This is a genomic window from Xanthomonas sp. 3058 (genome assembly GCF_014199765.1).
Lineage (GTDB): Bacteria > Pseudomonadota > Gammaproteobacteria > Xanthomonadales > Xanthomonadaceae > Xanthomonas > Xanthomonas campestris_B.
Genome location: NZ_JACHOF010000001.1, coordinates 884,137 through 902,067 on the forward strand (window position 1 = coordinate 884,137; position 17,931 = coordinate 902,067).

At 65.6% G+C, this 17,931-nt stretch carries 15 protein-coding genes; 9 read left to right on the forward strand and 6 right to left on the reverse strand.

All coding sequences use genetic code 11. From position 1 onward, the window contains the following. The first annotated feature begins 101 nt into the window (after positions 1–101). The gene (gene gap, locus GGR61_RS03950; RefSeq protein ID WP_184407514.1) at positions 102–1,103 is read left to right on the forward strand and encodes a type I glyceraldehyde-3-phosphate dehydrogenase; all 1,002 of its coding nucleotides are present in this window, start codon (positions 102–104) and stop codon (positions 1,101–1,103) included. A 73-nt stretch (positions 1,104–1,176) separates the two neighbouring features. Here gap and GGR61_RS03955 read toward each other — a convergent pair whose 3' ends face one another. Together GGR61_RS03955 and GGR61_RS03960 are read right to left on the reverse strand one after the other, a co-directional pair. Further along, positions 1,177–1,575: a hypothetical protein gene (locus tag GGR61_RS03955; RefSeq protein WP_184407611.1), complete on the reverse strand. Its 399-nt coding sequence runs from the start codon at positions 1,573–1,575 to the stop codon at positions 1,177–1,179. A 106-nt stretch (positions 1,576–1,681) separates the two neighbouring features. After that, a complete protein-coding gene (locus tag GGR61_RS03960; RefSeq protein ID WP_184407513.1) occupies positions 1,682–2,149 on the reverse strand; it encodes a hypothetical protein in 468 nt (155 codons plus the stop codon). A 286-nt stretch (positions 2,150–2,435) separates the two neighbouring features. Here GGR61_RS03960 and GGR61_RS03965 point away from each other — a divergent pair, with 286 nt between their 5' ends. The 7 genes from GGR61_RS03965 (at position 2,436) to GGR61_RS03995 (ending at position 12,629) form a co-directional block, all read left to right on the forward strand. Then, a complete protein-coding gene (locus GGR61_RS03965) occupies positions 2,436–2,864 on the forward strand; it encodes a hypothetical protein (RefSeq protein ID WP_184407610.1) in 429 nt (142 codons plus the stop codon). A gap of 173 nt (positions 2,865–3,037) precedes the next feature. Continuing rightward, on the forward strand, positions 3,038–5,797 hold the full coding sequence (locus GGR61_RS03970; protein ID WP_184620556.1) for a DUF2339 domain-containing protein: 2,760 nt from the start codon (positions 3,038–3,040) through the stop codon (positions 5,795–5,797). Next, positions 5,794–7,152 (forward strand): DUF3999 domain-containing protein, encoded by a 1,359-nt coding sequence (locus GGR61_RS03975; RefSeq protein ID WP_184620495.1) that lies wholly within the window; start codon positions 5,794–5,796, stop codon positions 7,150–7,152. The genes GGR61_RS03970 and GGR61_RS03975 overlap by 4 nt, the downstream gene beginning before the upstream one ends. Before the next feature lie 314 nt (positions 7,153–7,466). Then, entirely contained in the window at positions 7,467–8,642 is a 1,176-nt protein-coding gene (locus GGR61_RS03980) for a phosphoglycerate kinase (protein ID WP_184620496.1), read from the forward strand. Then, complete coding sequence (locus tag GGR61_RS03985; protein WP_184407510.1) at positions 8,639–9,286, forward strand: HAD family hydrolase; 648 nt, start codon at positions 8,639–8,641, stop codon at positions 9,284–9,286. The genes GGR61_RS03980 and GGR61_RS03985 overlap by 4 nt, the downstream gene beginning before the upstream one ends. A 365-nt stretch (positions 9,287–9,651) precedes the next feature. Beyond that, on the forward strand, positions 9,652–11,118 hold the full coding sequence (gene pyk / locus GGR61_RS03990) for a pyruvate kinase (RefSeq protein ID WP_184407509.1): 1,467 nt from the start codon (positions 9,652–9,654) through the stop codon (positions 11,116–11,118). A 506-nt stretch (positions 11,119–11,624) separates the two neighbouring features. Continuing rightward, positions 11,625–12,629 carry a class I fructose-bisphosphate aldolase gene (locus GGR61_RS03995; RefSeq protein WP_184620497.1) on the forward strand — a complete coding sequence of 335 codons (1,005 nt, stop codon included), beginning with the start codon at positions 11,625–11,627 and terminating at the stop codon, positions 12,627–12,629. A gap of 500 nt (positions 12,630–13,129) precedes the next feature. On the opposite strand, the gene GGR61_RS04000 is transcribed toward GGR61_RS03995, so the two are convergent. From GGR61_RS04000 to cobA, 4 genes are all read right to left on the reverse strand, one after another. Further along, complete coding sequence (locus tag GGR61_RS04000; RefSeq protein ID WP_184620498.1) at positions 13,130–13,669, reverse strand: O-acetyl-ADP-ribose deacetylase; 540 nt, start codon at positions 13,667–13,669, stop codon at positions 13,130–13,132. A 198-nt stretch (positions 13,670–13,867) separates the two neighbouring features. Continuing rightward, positions 13,868–14,374 (reverse strand): isoprenylcysteine carboxylmethyltransferase family protein, encoded by a 507-nt coding sequence (locus tag GGR61_RS04005; protein WP_184407506.1) that lies wholly within the window; start codon positions 14,372–14,374, stop codon positions 13,868–13,870. Between the two features lie 203 nt (positions 14,375–14,577). Beyond that, complete coding sequence (gene cysK / locus GGR61_RS04010) at positions 14,578–15,537, reverse strand: cysteine synthase A (protein WP_184407505.1); 960 nt, start codon at positions 15,535–15,537, stop codon at positions 14,578–14,580. 16 nt (positions 15,538–15,553) lie between these two features. Continuing rightward, positions 15,554–16,759, reverse strand: coding sequence for a uroporphyrinogen-III C-methyltransferase (gene cobA, locus GGR61_RS04015; RefSeq protein WP_184620499.1), 1,206 nt, complete (start codon positions 16,757–16,759; stop codon positions 15,554–15,556). 162 nt (positions 16,760–16,921) lie between these two features. Between cobA and GGR61_RS04020 the strand changes: the two genes are divergently transcribed. Beyond that, positions 16,922–17,905: a LysR family transcriptional regulator gene (locus tag GGR61_RS04020; protein ID WP_184620500.1), complete on the forward strand. Its 984-nt coding sequence runs from the start codon at positions 16,922–16,924 to the stop codon at positions 17,903–17,905. Positions 17,906–17,931 lie beyond the last annotated feature (26 nt).

Genomic DNA, 17,931 nt, shown 5'->3' on the forward strand with positions numbered 1-17,931 from the left:
CGGCTCCCGATGCTCCAATCCCGGCCCCATACGGACGACGCTGCTAGAATGGCGATCCCTTTCCATCCGCCGCGCTGTCGCGGCCGCAGGAGCTAGTGAACATGGCAATCAAGGTCGGCATCAACGGATTCGGTCGCATCGGTCGCAACGTGCTGCGCTCTGCGGTGCAGAACTTCGGCAATGACATCGAGATCGTGGCCATCAATGACCTGCTCGAGCCCGACTACCTGGCCTACATGCTGCAGTACGACTCGGTGCACGGCCGCTTCAAGGCCGAGGTGTCGGTCGACGGCAACACCCTGATCGTCAACGGCAAGAAGATCCGTCTGACCCAGGAGCGCGACCCGGCCAACCTCAAGTGGGATGCGGTCGGCGCCGAGGTGGTGATCGAGTCCACCGGCCTGTTCCTGACCAAGGACACCGCGCAGAAGCACATCGACGCGGGCGCCAAGAAGGTGATCCTGTCGGCGCCGTCCAAGGACGACACGCCGATGTTCGTCTACGGCGTCAACGACAAGACCTACAAGGGCGAGGCGATCGTCTCCAACGCCTCGTGCACCACCAACTGCCTGGCGCCGTTGGCCAAGGTCATCAACGACAAGTGGGGCATCAAGCGCGGCCTGATGACCACCGTGCATGCGGCCACCGCCACGCAGAAGACCGTGGACGGCCCGTCGAACAAGGACTGGCGCGGCGGCCGCGGCATCCTGGAGAACATCATTCCGTCCTCCACCGGCGCGGCCAAGGCCGTGGGCGTGGTGATTCCCGAGCTCAACAAGAAGCTCACCGGCATGAGCTTCCGCGTGCCGACCTCGGACGTGTCGGTGGTCGACCTCACCGTCGAACTGGAAAAGCCGGCCACCTACGCCGAGATCTGCGCCGAAGTGAAGGCGCAGAGCGAAGGTGCCTTGAAGGGCGTGCTGGGCTACACCGAAGACAAGGTCGTGGCCACCGATTTCCGTGGCGAGACCTGCACCTCGGTGTTCGACGCCGACGCCGGCATCGCGCTGGACTCGACCTTCGTCAAGCTGGTGTCCTGGTACGACAACGAGTGGGGCTACTCCAACAAGTGCCTGGAAATGGTGCGGGTTGTGGCGAAGTAAGCATCGTCGTCATTGAATAAAAAAGCGCCCTTGGGCGCTTTTTTATTTGGAGTCGCGTTTTTTCAGCAAGCGCTTATTCTGCAGTGATGCGCATGCTTTCGCCTTTGCCCGTGACGGCGACTCGGCTGCCAACCGCCAAGCCGGAGACTTCGGCACTCGGCTTTGTCACGATCACTTGCGACTTGTTGTCGAAACGGATCTTCAACATGTAATGCGAGGCCACGCCGCTGCTGACAACTTTGTCGCCAACCTGCTTGCCAGCATAAGTGCCTGCCGCTGCTCCGGCTTCTGCACCGAATCGGTTGTTGGACTTCAGGCCGAGAAAGCTGCCGGCTATGCCACCGAGGTCCGAGGCGGCATTTTTAAGGTTTTTATTGCGTTCTGGAACATTATCGCCTTTGTTCTCGATGGGCTCCAGTGCCGCAATGGTCCCGTGCCTTGCCGATTCGGCCATGACCGGCATGGCCAACATGCATTGCGCCAGTGCGAGCATCAACCATGCAGTACGACTCAGTGAATTCCGTGCTTTCATTCGAACGTTCCTTGGTTGATAAATTGATGTCGATCACGTGGCAGGGCTACTTCTTCTTTTTTGGGCGCCCCCAGTTGCGGGCATGCTCATGGCACTTGGTGCCAGCGAAATCGTATCGGGTGATGATGCCTTCCGCGTCGGCGATGAAGGTGATTTCGCAATGATGCTCGGCGGGAACATAGACTTTCTCGCTGTGCTGGTATTCCTCAAAGATCGGGGTGCCGCGGTCCATGCCGATAATGCCTCCCTGCGTGGTCCAGTAATTGGTGCGGTAATGCGCTTCAATGCCAAAGTTATAGGTGTAGGCGGTCTCCTGCGTCTCGGTGTTCTCGGACGTATAGAGGCCTTTTCCTACCGGCCATTGCATCATGAGCTCTGTGGCGTCGTGGCCGACCCAGCTTTGGGCGATAACTTCAGCGGTGCCGAACAGGTCAGCAGATGCCGGCGCTGCGGTCGTTAGCAGCACGATGGCGCAAAGGGCGGGCAGTGAGTAAGAGCGGAAAAGAGCGTGCATTGTGATACGTCCTTGCAGGGCAGCGATGCCGTTGATCCTTGCGAATCGGGTGCTCACCCGGGCGCTGGCGCGTTTTTAGCACTAGCGGCAACGCTCGGCAAGTAGTTGATTGCCGCTGCAGGAGGGTCAAGCGTGGACATCGACCCAAACGCGTGCGCTAATGGCCTCGCCGGCCAGCGGTTGTTCCTGCGCTGGGACGACAGAGGACGTACAGGGGCACCCAATGAATTCAAGGAGAGACAACGTGCAGATCAGTCGTATGTGGATGGGAGCCATGGTGCTGACCATGGTGTTGGGGGGCATTGCACCTGAGGCGATTGCCAAGAAGCAGACCGGTACGCCGGCCTGGATGAATGCCGATGGGGAAGTGATCAAATCCTCCGACGTGGAGGCGGGCTATGGCGAAACGGTCAAGGGCGTCAACGATTACGAAGGCGAGATCACCGGCAAACCGGCGCCGGACAGCAAGTTCACCCAGCTGAAGATCGGTATGCCGATGAAGCAGGTCACCGATCTGATCGGGCAGCCAACCGACCAAGGCTCCTATGTGACCGGCAAGGCGTTCATCCCGTTCTTTTTCGGTGGCGACCGCTACCGTTATGAGATGGCCTATAAGGGCCAGGGGCGTCTGGTGTTCGCAGGCAAGTCGATGGACACCGGCGGCAACCTGATCTGGATCATCCATAACAAGAACGACAGCGGCTACCGCGAATAACACACAAAACGCCCGGTTCTCCGGGCGTTTTTTTGTGTCTGCTACGGCGCCGCGTTGAGACGGCGTTCTGCAGCGTCCAGTCCTGGCGCTGGCATTTGCTGCCCAGGTGCATCCGAGGCTGTATGGTGCGCGCATTCGGCCGGACGCCGAACTCGGGAGTTGGCGTGGAAACAATGTTCGTCGTGGTGGCGCTGGTGCTGCTTGCGGTGCCGGTGGGGTTGGTGATTGCATTGGTGTGGGTCGTCGGGCTGCGGCGGCGCGTGGATGCGCTGGAGCAGCGGCTTGCGCAATGGCAGGCCGCAAGCGATGCCGGAATCGCCGGTACGACAGGCCGCACGTCGGCGCAACGGCAGGGCAGGGAGTGGGAGCCGCCGGTCGACGTGTCTGGCCACGCTTGCGGCTTCGACATGCCTGCCTCCGATCCAGGCGATCTGCCGCGTCAGGTGGGCGGCGACGTGGCACCTTCGCCCGTCGTGCCGTTGCCGCCACCCCTGCCTGCGCAAGCGCCTACGCCTTTCGCGCGCGATGGAGTCGATGTACCGGCGTCCGCATCGCAATCGCACGCACCACAAGCACCACTGCCGCCGCGCGAACCCGACCCGGTATCGCGCGCCGCAAGCGCGCTGAAGCGTTGGTTTACCGAAGGCAATGTGCCGATCAAGGTCGGCATGCTGGTGTTGCTGGCCGGCGTGGCGTCGTTGTTGAAGTACGCCAGCGACCAGGGCTGGATGCGCATGCCGGTCGAGCTGCGCCTGGCCGGTATCAGCGTGCTGGCGCTTGCCGGCCTGGTGTTCGGTTGGAAACAGCGGTTGCAGCGGCCCGGGTTTGCGCTGGCGTTGCAGGGCGGCGCCATCGGCGGTTTGCTGCTGACCGTGTTTGCCGCCTTCAAGTTGTACGGACTGCTCGGCGCCGGCCTGGCGATGGGCATCAGCGTGGTGCTGATTGCCGGCATGTGCGTGCTGGCGGTGGTGCAGGAGTCGCGTACGCTGGCCGTGCTGGGTGTGCTGGCCGGCTTCCTTGCGCCGATCTGGCTGTCCACCGGTAGCGGCAATCATGTCGCGCTGTTTTCGTATTACGCCGTGCTCAATGCCGGCATCGTGGCGATCGCCTGGACGCGCCCGTGGCGGGTGCTGAACCTGCTCGGATTCGTTTTCACCTTCGGCATCGGCACGCTGTGGGGCGCGCTGCAATACAGCCCGGCGAAATTCGCCACGACCGAACCTTTCCTGCTGTTGTTCTTCGCCATGTACGTGGCGATTCCGGTGCTGCATGCGCGTCGCGGCGATGGCAGCGCCGGCAAGGTCATCGATGGCAGCCTGTTGTTCGGCACACCGCTGGTGGCGTTTGCATTGCAGGCGCGCTTGCTGGAGGGCGATCGGCTGCCGCTGGCCTTGTGCGCGTTGGCGGTTGCTGCGTTGTATGCGGGTCTGGCGAGTTGGTTGCTGCGACGCGCCTCCACGCGCTTGCTGGGCGAGGCGCACGCGATGCTGGCGGCTGGCTTTGCCACGTTGGCGGTGCCGCTGGCATTGTCGGCACGCGCCACCGCCAGCGTCTTTGCGCTGGAAGGTGTGGGGTTGTTGTGGTTGGGCTTGCGGCAGCAGCGACGTATCCCGCAGATCAGCGGCGTGGCGTTGCAGGTGCTGGCGGCCGTCGGTGTCGCCTTCGGCGTGGACGCATGGCGCCACGACAGCGTGGCGGTGGCAAATGCCACCTGCATGAGCAGCCTGCTGATCGCCATCGCCGGCTGTGCCAGTGCCTGGTTCCTGCGCGACGCGGGGCAGCCGCGGCGCGCGCTGGTGGCGTATCTGTGGGGGCTGGGCTGGTGGACGTTGTGCGGTGTGCACGAGATCTTCCGTTTTGCCGGCGATCTGCGCAGCGAGCCGGATCTATTGCTGGGCTTTGTCGCACTGACCGTATGGCTGGTGGCCGAAGTGCACCGTCGTCGCCCGGCCACGGTGCTGTTGTGGACGGCGATGTTCGGGCTGGCGCTGGCTGCGCCGCTGGCGGTGTGGCAGAGCCATGCGCATACGCAACCCTTCGCGCATTGGGGCGCCCTGGCCTGGTTGGGGGTTGCCGTGGCGGGCACGCGTGCGCTGTGGTGCCTGCGCATGCAGCACGGCGCAGGCGCCCTAGCCGCGCAGTTCATCTGGTGGCTGCTGTGGCCGTTGGTGGTGGCGTTGGGTGCCGCCTGGTTGGCCGATACGTTCATGCTCGCAAATGGGTGGCGTTGCGCCTTGCTCGCCGCGCCCTGGCTGATCGTGGCGGCAGTGGGGGTGCTGCGGTGGCCGTGGCTGGCGTGGCCGCAGGGAACCAGCTTCGATCGCGCACGCAACGCATTGCTGGGCTGCCTGTTCGCGGTGCTGGGCATCGGTTGGTTGATCGTGCTGCTGGATCCGGTGAGCGCCGCGCCCTTGCCGTGGTTGCCCTTGCTCAACCCGGCCGAGCTGGCGCAACTGGCGGTGCTCGCCTTGCTCGCACGGTGGGCGTGGTCGGCGCAGGCATCGGCGATGCTGCAACGTCGGCGTGTCACCGCGCTGGGCGTGCTGGGGTGGGCGTTGATCACCGGCAGCACCTTGCACAGCGTGCATCACTGGGGCGGCGTGCCGTGGGATGCCAGCTTGATCGGCGCGACCTTGTCGCAGACCAGCCTGACCATCGTGTGGAGCGTGCTGGGCGTGCTGGGCTGGGTGATCGGTTCGCGGCGCGGTCAGCGTGGGCTGTGGCTGGGCGGAGCGTTGTTGATGGGCCTGGTGTTGGCCAAGCTGGTCTTGGTCGACCGCCAGCATCTGGGCAATCTGCTCGGCATCGGTTCGTTCATGGCCTATGGCCTGTTGTGCACCGTGGTGGGCTATCTGGCGCCGGCACCGCCGCGTCGGGCGGCTGCCGAAGCGCATGTTGTCGCAGACGATGGCGTCGAAAAGGATCACACATGAAATCGAAGCACTGGGGTTGGCTGCTGTTGGTGCCGCTAGTGGCGCAGGCAGCCGATGTGCGGCAGGACTATCGCCAACAGTGGCCGTTGCAGGTGACCGGTTCCGATGCCGGCATGTATCAGCTGCGCGTGAACGCGGCGATCTATCGCAGCGCACAGGATGCGGCGCTGCGCGATGTCACGGTGATCGATGCGCGCGGCGAAGAAATGCCGTCCGCGCGATTAGCCGTGGATACCGCGCCGGCCGCTGCACCCCGTCGGCAACGCTTGCCGTTGTTTGCGTTGCCCGCCGGTGCGGCACCTGCCAATGGCGATCTGCAGTTGATCGCAGAACGCGATGCCAGTGGCGCCGTGCGCCGGCTGGAAGGCCGTTTTGCCACCGGCGCACCCACTGCTGCCGGTACCGGTGGCAGTTGGCTGATCGATGCCAGCGCCTTGCACGACCGACCGCGCGCGCTGTGGCTGGACTGGGACGGCAATATGCCGGTGCAGGCCCGGCTGCGTGTGGAAGGCAGCGACGATCTGCGCGACTGGCGCGTGCTTGCCTTGGACGCCACGGTCATGGCGCTGGACAATCAGGCCCAGCGCCTACGGCAACGCCGCATCGCATTGGACGAGGGCGCACGCTACCTGCGCATCGTCCCGGTGGCTGGCGAACTGCCGGCCTTGCGCGCGGTCGATGCGGAACTGGACGGCATCGCCGCACCGACGCAATCGCAGTGGCTGGAACTACCCGGCACCGCACAGGACACGGCGGTGGTGTATGTCTTGCCGGGGCGTTTTCCGATCACGCAGGTCGATGTCAGTGGCGGTCAGGCCGAGGCGGTCGAATGGATCGTGGAAAGCCGCGATGCCGATGACGCGCCGTGGCTGCGTCGCGCCGGGCCGTGGTTGGCGTATCGACTTGGCAAGGGCGCTGCAGCCGCGTCGCCGCCGCAAGAGTTGTCAGCACCGGTACGCGATCGCCAATGGCGACTGATTGCCGCGCAAGGGCGCAGCACTGCGGTGCCGACCCTGCGGGTGGGCTACCAGCCGGAGCGCCTGATGTTCCTCGCGCAGGGGCAGCCGCCGTATGCGGTAGCCGCGGGCAGCGCGCGTGCGCAACGCGGCGACGCGCCACTGGCCTCGATGCTGCAGGCGCTGCGCCGCGAACGTGGCGCGCAATGGCAACCGGCACCGGCCAGCGTGGCTGCGCAGGCACAGCCACTGGCCGGCGATGCCGCGCTGCAGCCGGCCACTCCCCCGCGCGACTGGAAACGGTGGTTGCTGTGGGGGCTGCTGGTGGGCGGCGCGTTGCTGGTCGGTGGTTTCGCAGTGAGTCTGCTGCGCAACTCGGCGGCCAATCGCACGCCCTGACGACCGCACGCAGCGCACCACCGTTTGCCGCTGCGACGGGAAGGTCCGACAATGGGCATCCCCCGTCGCCAAGGCAGCCGCATTGCCCGTCGTCTTTGACCGACCATCCCCCGCATCGCCAGCCGTACGGGCGGCGACATGCGCGACAGGCAAGCTGCAATCTCCGCGATCCGCACGTGCGCATAACGCGATCGTGCGATGGCTGCCCCAGGCCGTCTGCCCGCGCAGCGCCCAGAGCGCGGCAGTCCGCAGCAACTGCTTTTTCGATTCCCCGATCCCCATTCCCCAATCCCCAGACTTAGCGAGCTGACCCCATGTCCATTGTCCGCATGACCGACCTCGATCTCTCCGGCAAGCGCGTGCTGATCCGCCAGGATCTCAACGTGCCGATCGACAACGGCCAGATCACCTCCGAGCAACGCATCACCGCCTCGGTGCCCACCCTCAAACTGGCGCTGGAAAAGGGCGCGGCCGTCATGGTCACCTCGCACCTGGGCCGGCCCAAGGAAGGCAGCTGGAGCGAAGAAGATTCGCTGGCGCCGGTGGCCGCGCGCCTGACCACCTTGCTGGGTGTGGAAGTCACGCTGGTACGCGACTGGGTCGACGGTGTCGAGGTTGCACCGGGCCAGGTGGTGCTGCTGGAAAACTGCCGCATGAATGTCGGCGAGGGCAAGGACGACGAGACCCTGGCGCGCAAGTACGCCGCGCTGTGCGATGTGTTCGTCATGGACGCCTTCGGCACCGCGCATCGCGCGCAGGCGTCCACGCATGGCGTGATCCGCTTTGCGCCGGTGGCTGCGGGCGGCCCGTTGCTGATGGCCGAACTGGATGCGCTGGCCAAGGCGCTGGATAACCCGGCCAAGCCGCTGCTGGCGATCGTGGCCGGCAGCAAGGTGTCCACCAAGCTGGAGCTGCTGTCCAACCTGGTCAACAAGGTCGACCAGCTGATCGTCGGCGGCGGCATCGCCAATACCTTCATCGCAGCGGCCGGGCATGACGTGGGCAAGTCCCTGAGCGAGCCGGATCTGATTCCCACCGCCAACCAGATCGTGGCCGATGCCAAGACGCGCGGCGCCGAGATTCCGCTGCCCACCGATGTGGTCGTCGCCAAGCAGTTCCTGCCCGATGCGCAAGCTACTGTGAAGTCGCTCGATGCCGTCGAGGCCGACGATCTGATTCTGGACATCGGACCGCAGACCGCCGCGCGTTATGCCGAACTGATCGCCAACGCCGGCACCGTCGTGTGGAACGGGCCGGTCGGCGTGTTCGAGTTCGAGCCCTTCAGCCACGGCACCGAAACCCTGGCGCGTGCGATCGCCGCGTCCAAGGCGTTCTCCATTGCCGGTGGCGGCGACACCCTGGCCGCAGTGGACAAGTACGACATCGCCAAGGACGTCACCTACATCTCCACCGGTGGCGGCGCGTTCCTGGAATTCCTGGAAGGCAAGACCTTGCCGGCGGTGGCCGCGCTCGAGGCGCGCGGCAAGTGACTGCAGCCACGCTGTTTTTCGATCTGGACGGCACCTTGGTCGATTCGGAACCGGGCATCGTCGCCAGCATCGTGCATGCCTTCGACGCAGTCGGCCAGCCACGTCCATCGGCGCAGACCCTGCGCGCATGGATCGGCCCGCCGCTGCGCGACAGCTTCAGCGAGTGTTTCCCCGATGATCCGGAGCTGGTGCAGCGCGCGTTGGCGGCGTATCGCGGGCGTTACGACGCGGTGGGCTGGACCGAACTCAGCGTGTTCGACGGCATCGGCAACGTCGTCATCGACCTGCATCGTGCCGGTCATCGCCTGGCGGTAGTGACCTCGAAGAACGAGCGCTATGCACGCCGGATCGTCGAGCATCTGCCGTTCGGTGCGTGCTTCGAGGAGGTGATCGGCGCCAGCGAGGACGGCGAGCGCCGCTTCAAGCCGGACCTGATCGCCGAGGCGCTTCGGCGTCTGGACATCGCCAAGACCGGCTGCGTGATGATCGGCGACCGTCGGATGGACATCGATGGCGCCAACCACCACGGCATCCATAGCATCGGTGTGTTGTGGGGCTTCGGTGACGACGCCGAGCTGCGCGCCGCCGGTGCCGGAGCGATCGCACATGCGCCGGACCAATTGCGCACATTGATCGCTGCATAGGCGTAACTGACACCCCGGCTGCACGCACTGTCAGGCGAGCGCAGCCGCGGCGCCGGATGCCGGCGGATTGATGGCGGTTCTTAAAAAGCACCGTCCGTAGTCACCTCCATCCACGGACGCGCGTTGCCTGATAATCGCTCGCCACGCGTTATTGGCCGTTCCGAAGCGTGTGACCTTCACCGCCGCCGCGTTAGGGTGGCAACCCACAGCAACACCCCGCCGCGCTTGGGCGCCGTGCGGAAAGCGTACGTACTGTCCCGCACTGTCTATAGGACATGCCGGAATACGAGGGTGGCTATGCCGCAATGCCATCCTTGGGACGTGACGCGTGTGTTAAGTTTCGCGGCTTTTACAGGGAGGCCACCATGAAAGAACGTCAACGCCGCACCAAGATTCTCGCCACGCTCGGACCGGCGACGGATCCGCCCGGTGTGCTGGAGGCCTTGTTCAAGGCGGGCGTCAACGTGGTGCGCCTCAATTTCAGCCACGGCGACCCGTCCGGCCAGGCCAAGCGCGCGGCCGAAGTGCGCGCGGCCGCCGTGCGCGTCGGCGCCGAGGTCGGCATCCTGGCCGATCTCCCAGGCCCGAAGATCCGCATCGAGCGCTTCGCCGAAGGCAAGATCAAACTCGCCATGGGCGCGCGTTTCGACCTGGTGGCCGATGCCAACGCGCCGGCCGGCGACCAGCACCAGGTCGGCGTCAGCTACCTGGGCCTGCCGCAGGACGTTGCCGCCGGCGATGTGCTGCTGCTCGACGATGGCCTGGTGCAGTTGCAGGTGACCGAAGTGCAGGGGCAGCGCATCGTCACCACCGTGCTCAACGACGGCGTGTTGTCCGATCGCAAGGGCCTGAACAAGCAGGGCGGCGGACTGTCGCTCGGTGCGCTGACCGAGCGCGACAAGGAACTGATCGGCATTGTCGCCAAGATCGGCGTGGACTTCATCGCCGTATCGTTCTGCCGCAACGCCGAAGACATGAACGATGCGCGCCGCATCGCGCGCCAGCACGGCTGCGATGCCGCACTGGTATCCAAGATCGAGCGCACTGAAGCGATCGAAAACCTGGTCGAGATCGTCGAAGCCTCCGACGTGGTGATGGTGGCGCGCGGTGATCTGGGCGTGGAAATCGGCGATGCCGAATTGCCCGGCCTGCAGAAGAAAATCATTCGCGAGTCGCTGGCGCAGAACAAGGTGGTGATCACCGCCACGCAGATGCTGCAGTCGATGGTGGAAAGCCCGATCCCGACCCGCGCCGAAGTGCTCGACGTGGCCAATGCGGTCATCGACGGCACCGACGCGGTGATGCTCTCGGCCGAAACCGCTGCCGGCGCCTACCCGGTGCGTGCGGTGGAAGCGATGGCGCGCATCTGTCTGGGGGCCGAGCGCCAGTTCGAATTCGATACCGATTTCGAAGCGGCGCAACGCAATCTGCAGCGTGCCGACCAGGCGATTGCAATGGCGACCATGTTCCTGTCCGAGCATATCGGTCTGGCCGGTGTGGTCGCGTTGACGGAGTCCGGCGGCACGCCGCGGTACCTGTCGCGCTTCCGTTCCAACATGCCGATCTACGCCTTCACCCGTCACGATGGCGCACGCCGCCATATGGCGATGATGCGCGGCGTGTTCCCGATCAGCTTCGACAGCCGCGGCCTGACCCCGCGCGAAGCCGCGCGTGCGGCGATCCGTCTGCTGGTGGAGAACGAGCGCATGGGTCCTGGCGACCGCGTGGTGTTCACCAGCGGCGAGCACATGGAAACCCATGGCGCCACCAATACCCTGCGTCTGCTGGAAGTGGGCGAGGACGGCCGCGCCAGCGGTCTGGGCGAGCTGTAACGCCCGACGTGTCGCCTGCATCTGCCACGGGCGATGCGTGAAGTGACAGGCAAGCGTGAGCGAACGACAACGGCGGCCTGCGGGTCGCCGTTGTGCTGTGTGGTGTTCGGTCCCTGCTGATTGCGCGGTATAGGCGTGGCACGCAGGCGGTCATCCCGTGCGACAACGCGTGGCGCTGCCGACCCATAGCGCGCGTGCCACCACACCAACCTGTCGCAATCCCTCTTCGCAGCGGCGTTCCTGCAGCCAGGCAGCGCGGTGAGCGCGACCTCGACATGACGTCGTGCCGCCGCACGCCTGCGGCCGATGCAGATGCCCACATCACGGACTGCGATGCCAGCGAAAACGGCAACGCGGCGCATGCCGACCGGTGCCGGCGAGGCGCCCGGCGGCACGCATGGCGTCACGCGACATACGTGTAATCGGTTGCAGACATTCCGTGAAGGAATGTCTGCAACTTTCGTCGCTATACTTTCGTTCTCCCCCGCTGCTGCCACAGGAACTACATGAGCATCGAACAGCTTGCCGAAACCGCCCAGGCCATGGTCGCCCCGGGCAAGGGCATCATCGCCATCGACGAATCGACCAGCACGATCGCCAAGCGTTTTGCCAGCGTCGGCATCGAGAACATCGAAGAAAACCGTCGTGCCTACCGCGAACTGCTGCTGACCACGCCCAAGCTGAGCGACTACATCTCCGGCGCCATCCTGTTCGACGAGACCATCCGTCAGAAGACCAAGGACGGCGTGCCGTTCGCCGAGTACATGACTTCCCACGGCATCATTCCCGGCATCAAGGTCGACAAGGGCGCGCAGCCGCTGGCCGGCATGCCGGGCGAGCTGGTCACCGAAGGCCTGGACGGCCTGCGTGCACGGCTTGAGGAGTACTACACGCTGGGCGCGCGTTTCGCCAAATGGCGTGCGGTCATCAACATCGGCGAAGACATTCCGTCCGGCACCTGCATCGAGGCCAACTCGCATGCGCTGGCGCGTTACGCTGCGCTGTGCCAGGAACAGGGCCTGGTGCCGATGGTCGAGCCGGAAGTGATCATGGACGGCAACCACGATATCGAAACCTGCTACGAAGTCACCGAAGCCACGCTGCGTTCGCTGTTCGGCGCACTGTATGAGCAGAATGTCGTGCTCGAAGGCACCATCCTGAAGGCCTCGATGGTCATCTCCGGCAAGGGCTGCGAAGAGCAGGCCGGCATCGAAGAAGTGGCCGAATCCACCGTGATGTGCCTGAAGTCGACCGTGCCGGCGATCCTGCCGGGCATCGTGTTCCTGTCCGGCGGCCAGACCGACGAGCAGTCCACCGCACACCTCAACGAGATGCATCAGCTCGGCAATCTGCCGTGGCCGCTGAGTTTCTCGTATGGCCGCGCCATGCAGCAGGCTGCCCTGGCGCTGTGGGCCAAGGACATGACCGGCAATTACGCCAAGGCGCAGCAGGTCATCTATGAGCGCGCCAAGGAGAACGGCCTGGCCGCGCTGGGCAAGTGGAAGGGCTGATCTTCGGCTGATGCCAGATCGACCGTGAGACCAGGACGCCGGCAGCGATGCCGGCGTCTTGCGTTTTGCGCCGACCGATAAGCAGGCGGACCGCATCGGTCGCGCCCCGCCTGCATCCAGGTCAACGTGCGATGTGCGGTGACGTGGCTTTCATCAGGCATCGCACACGGCGTCGTTGCCCGCAGGGACTGGCCTGTGGGCAATGGATATGCGTCGTGGCCGACGCCCGTGGTATTGCGTCGTGCAGCACTTCATTCGCTGCTCGCGGTGGAAGTGAGCGGGTTGCCGATAGACATGGACCGATGGCGCATCGCTCGCTGCCTTCAGCACCGAATGGACAACCGTCTTGCAAGCGCCGCACGACATGCCGTGGCGGTCGCCGAAGATGCGGATGCTTTGAGAGCCGGTACGCGATGCTCGATTGCGGCCAGCCAGAACGCATGTCTGAAACGCAACGAGCGCCTTGCGGCGCTCGTCGTTTCAACTCTGTGTCGATGCCGTCAGGCAGCAGCAGTCTCCTGCATTGCCAAGGCCTGCTGATACGCCTTGAAGGTCGCTTCGTTATAGGCCACCAGCACGATGTGCTTGGGCACCTTGTGCGAGCGTTGCCAATCGCGCGTTTCGGTAACCGCGATACGTGCGGCCTGGTACAGCGGGTAGCCATAAATGCCGCAGCTGATCGCCGGGAATGCGATCGAATGCAGCATCATCTGCTCTGCCAGCTTCAACGATTGCCAGTAGCAGTTGGCGAGTTGTTCCGGCTCATTGTGCTTGCCGTCGCGCCACACCGGGCCAACGGTATGGAACACATGGCGTGCCTTGAGATCGAAGCCGTCGGTGATGCGGATTTCGCCGGTGGGGCAACGTACGCCCGGGCGCACCTGCGGCAATGCTTCGCAGGCTTCCAGCAAGCGCGGGCCGGCCGCACGATGGATGGCACCATCGACGCCGCCACCGCCCAGCAATGATTCATTGGCGGCGTTGACGATGACGTCCACGTCGAGTTCTGTGATGTCGCCTTGCCAGACTTCAATTCTCATGGCGTGATAATTATGGGATTTGCATGATGGGGGCGTGATGGGTAAGCACTGCGGAGCATGCACGCTATTGCCCATTCATCTCATGCGCTGCGACTGCCGGGCGCGCGCTGTTTCTGTGTCGTCGGCCAGCGGCATCAACGCGCTGCGGTGATCGTTCCGCTCAATCGCCAGGCAGGTGTCTTGGCACCCTCCGCGCTCCTACAACCAGCGTCGGACGCGCAGGCAGTAGTCGTTGTAATGGCGGCCGAATTCGGTGCGCAGACGCGCTTCTTCAAATGGGATGACGTACAGCTGCAAGGCCAACCACGGCAGCGGCAAGACCGCGACCGCCCACAGCAACCCTAGCTGCAGGCACAGACCGACGTAGCTCAGCACCAGTGCCAGGTACATCGGGTTACGGGTGAAGCGATACGGGCCATCCAGCACCAGCCGCGATGGGTGTCCGCTGGGCATGATGGTGGTGCGCCGCCGCGCGAACAGGATGAAGCAACTCACTGCCAATGCCAGCCCCAGGCTGGCAATCACGCCACCGGCCAATTCGATCCAGGCCAATGGCGTGGGTGCGGGCAAGGGCAGGTCCAACATGCGTTGCAGCCAGGCGCCCAGACCCAGCGCCAGCGCGAAGTGCACAGGGGAGGTGATCTTGACCAGCCATGGCGCGCGCCAGGCGCGGCTGTTGCTGTGTCCATACGGCCTGTTGCTCACAACGTCTCTCCCTGCATGAGGGTCGCCATCCTAACGTTTCCTTGACATGCACGTCAGTGTGCGCGTGACGTTCTGCGCAGGGTGTGGCAGACAATGGCTTGCGAAATCCTGTAGCGCCCGGCGTGCCTGCCTTTCTACCGGGCGCATGAAAAAGGCCGCGTCCAATGCGCGGCCTTGGCGATGCAGACAGACGCGGCGAGCGATCAGGGCAGGCCGGCCAGCCAGTCGTCGTCGGAGCCTTCGTTGATGTCGGCGAACAACGGGGTGGAGAAATACCGCTCGCCGGTATCGGGCAGCATCGCCAGCACCACCGCGCCGGGCACTGCGCTGTCGGCCACGCGCAGTGCGGTGGCGACGGTGGCGCCGCCGGAAATGCCTGTGAAGATGCCTTCTTCGGCGGCCAGGCGGCGGGCCACGCTGATCGCGTCGGTGTCTTCCACGCTCAGCACTTCATGCGCGACGTCGCGGTTGAGCACTTCCGGCACGAAATCCGGGGTCCAGCCCTGGATCTTGTGCGGCTTCCAGTCCTGGCCCTGCAGCAATGCAGCGCCGGCCGGCTCGGTGGCGGTGATGCGCACCTCGGGGCGGGCCACGCGCAGCACTTCGCCCACGCCGGTGAGCGTGCCGCCGGTGCCCCAGCCGGTAACGAAATGGTCCAGCCGGTGGCCGGCGAAGTCGCGCAGGATTTCAGCGGCGGTGGTGTTGCGGTGATAGGCGGGATTGGCCGGATTGGCGAACTGGCTGGCCAGGAACCACCCGTGTTCCTCGGCCAGTTCCTTGGCCCTGCGCACCATGCCGCTGCCACGCTCGGCGGCCGGGGTCAGGATGACCTTGGCGCCGTAGGCGCGCATCAGCTTGCGGCGCTCGATGGAGAAGGTTTCCACCATGGTGGCGACGAACTTGTAGCCGCGCGCGGCGGCCACCATCGCCAGCGCCACGCCGGTGTTGCCGGAGGTGGCTTCGACAATGGTGTCGCCGGGCTTGAGCAGGCCGCGCTGTTCGGCATCGAGGATGATCGCCAGCGCCAGGCGGTCCTTGACCGAGCCGCCCGGATTGAACGACTCGACCTTGACGTACAGGGTCACGTGCTCGGGCGCGAGGCGATGGAGTTTGACCACCGGGGTGCGGCCGATGGTGTCGAGGATGTTGTCGTACAGGGCCATGGGGTCTCCGTCGGAATCAGGCTGCGTGGGCAAGTGTGGGCGCGTGGGGCGTTGCGATGGGTGAGTGCAGCAGCGGGGGACCGGTCAACGGCGGCGCGCCGTACCAATGCAAGCTGGCGGCCAGCCCGGCGACCTCGCCCAGGATCAGCAAGGCCGGGGCGCGCACGGCGTGCTGCTGCGCGGTGACGGCCAGGCTGGCGAGGGTGCCGGTGACCACGCGTTGCTGCGGGCGCGAGCCGTTTTCCACCAGCGCGAAGGGTGTGGTGGGCGCGCGGCCGGCCTGCAGCAGACGTTGCTGGATGCCCTCCAGGCCGGCCACGCCCATGTAGAACGCCAGCGTCTGGTGCTCCTGGCCGAGCGCCTGCCAGTCCAGCGTGTCCAGCGAATCCTTGCAGTGCGCGGTGATCAGCCGCAGCGATTGCGCGTGGTCGCGATGGGTGAGCGGAATGCCGGCGTAGGCGGCGCAGGCGATGGCGGCGGTGATGCCGGGGACGACCTGGAAGCCGATGCCGTGCGCGCGCAGGAATTCCAGCTCTTCGCCGCCACGGCCGAACACGAACGGGTCGCCGCCCTTGAGCCGGACCACCCGACGCCCGGCGCGCGCATGTTCGAGCATCAGCGCATGGATCTGCTCCTGGCGGGTGCTATGGCCTTGTGCGGCCTTGCCGACTTCCACGCAGAGCGCGCCGCGACGGGCCAGGCGCAGGATCTGCGGGCTGACCAGGCGGTCGTGGAGCACGACGTCGGCCTGGCGGAGCGCGCGCAAGGCGTGGCGCGTGAGCAGGCCAGGGTCGCCAGGGCCGGCGCCGACCAGGGTCACGCTGCCAGGGGACACTGTGCCGACGGCAGTGCGGTATGTGGGGGCGCGCGGTGGCGTGGACGCGGTGACGGCTGGCGTGGCGTCATGGGTGAGCAGGCGGTGCGCGCTTGCCGCAGCGCGTAGCGCGTCATTGAGTTCCCCGGCCTCGCTGGCGGCGATCGCCAGCCACACCGGGTGATCGGGCAGTGCCAGCCATGCCGGGTCGAACCGCCCTGCCAGCCAGCGCAACTGCCCGGCCTGTGCCCAACGGCGCAGTTGCGGGGTGAGTTCCTGTGCACCCACCAGCGGCAGCGCGCCGGCCTGCAACAGGTTGGCGGTGGCGCGCTCGGCCTCGGCGCCGCCGCCGATCACCAGGACGGCACGGCCACGCAAGTCGGCAAGAAGCGGGAACACAGAGGGCACGGCCATAGCATCGAAAGGACAGGGCCAGACCGTAACGCCGGCATATAGCGGTCGGAAATGACTTCATGCGCCCTGAAAATAGCGTTCGGTTATAAGCTGGCCGGTAGAACTCCTCTACAGTCGAGCCCCTGTAGCGCCTCGCGCTTTTTTGGATATAAGCCCATGACGCTGACCCAACTTCGTTACCTGGTGGCCATCGCCGATGCCGAGCTCAACATCACGCTCGCCGCTGCGCGGGTGCATGCCACCCAGCCCGGGCTGTCCAAGCAACTCAAGCAGCTGGAGGACGAACTGGGCTTTCTGCTGTTCGTGCGCAAGGGCCGCAGCCTGGATGCGGTGACGCCGGCCGGCGTGGAGGTGATCGAGCGCGCGCGCGCGGTGCTGTCGGAAGCCAACAACATCCGCACCTATGCGGCCAACCAACGTCGCGAGAGCCAGGGCCAGCTGACCCTGACCACCACCCACACCCAGGCGCGCTTCGTGCTGCCGCCGGCGGTGGCGCAGATCAAGCACGCCTATCCGCAGGTGAGCGTGCATCTGCAACAGGCGGCCGAAAGTGCGGCGCTGGATCTGCTCAGCCAGGGCGATGCCGACATCGCGGTGGTCAGCACCGCCGGTAGCGAACCCGGTGCCGGCATCGCCGTACCGTTGTACCGCTGGCGGCGGTTGGTGATCGTGCCGCGCGGCCATCCGCTGGATCAGGTGCGCACTGCGCCGGACATGCAGGCGCTGTCGCAGCACCCCTTGATCAGCTACGAATCCTCCACCCGGCCGGGTTCGTCGCTGCAGCGCGCGTTCGCGCAGGTCGGGCTGGAGCCGAGCATCGCGTTGACGGCGCTGGATGCCGATTTGATCAAGACTTACGTGCGCGCGGGGCTGGGCGTGGGCCTGGTCGCGGAGATGGCGGTCAGCGCCAGCGACGAGGACCTGCGCGCCTGGCCGGCACCGGCGCCGATCGCCGAGTGCATCGCCTGGGCGGTGCTGCCGCGCGACCGTGTGCTGCGCGACTACGCGCTGGATTTGGTGCATGTGCTGGCGCCGCAGATCGACAAGCGCGACCTGCGCCGCGTGCTGGACGGCAACCAGGCCCCGGCCTGGCCGCTGCCCCCGACCTGGGAATCGCTGACCCAGACGATTACCAGCTGAGTGCGGTTGCGTGTGCGGGCGCGACT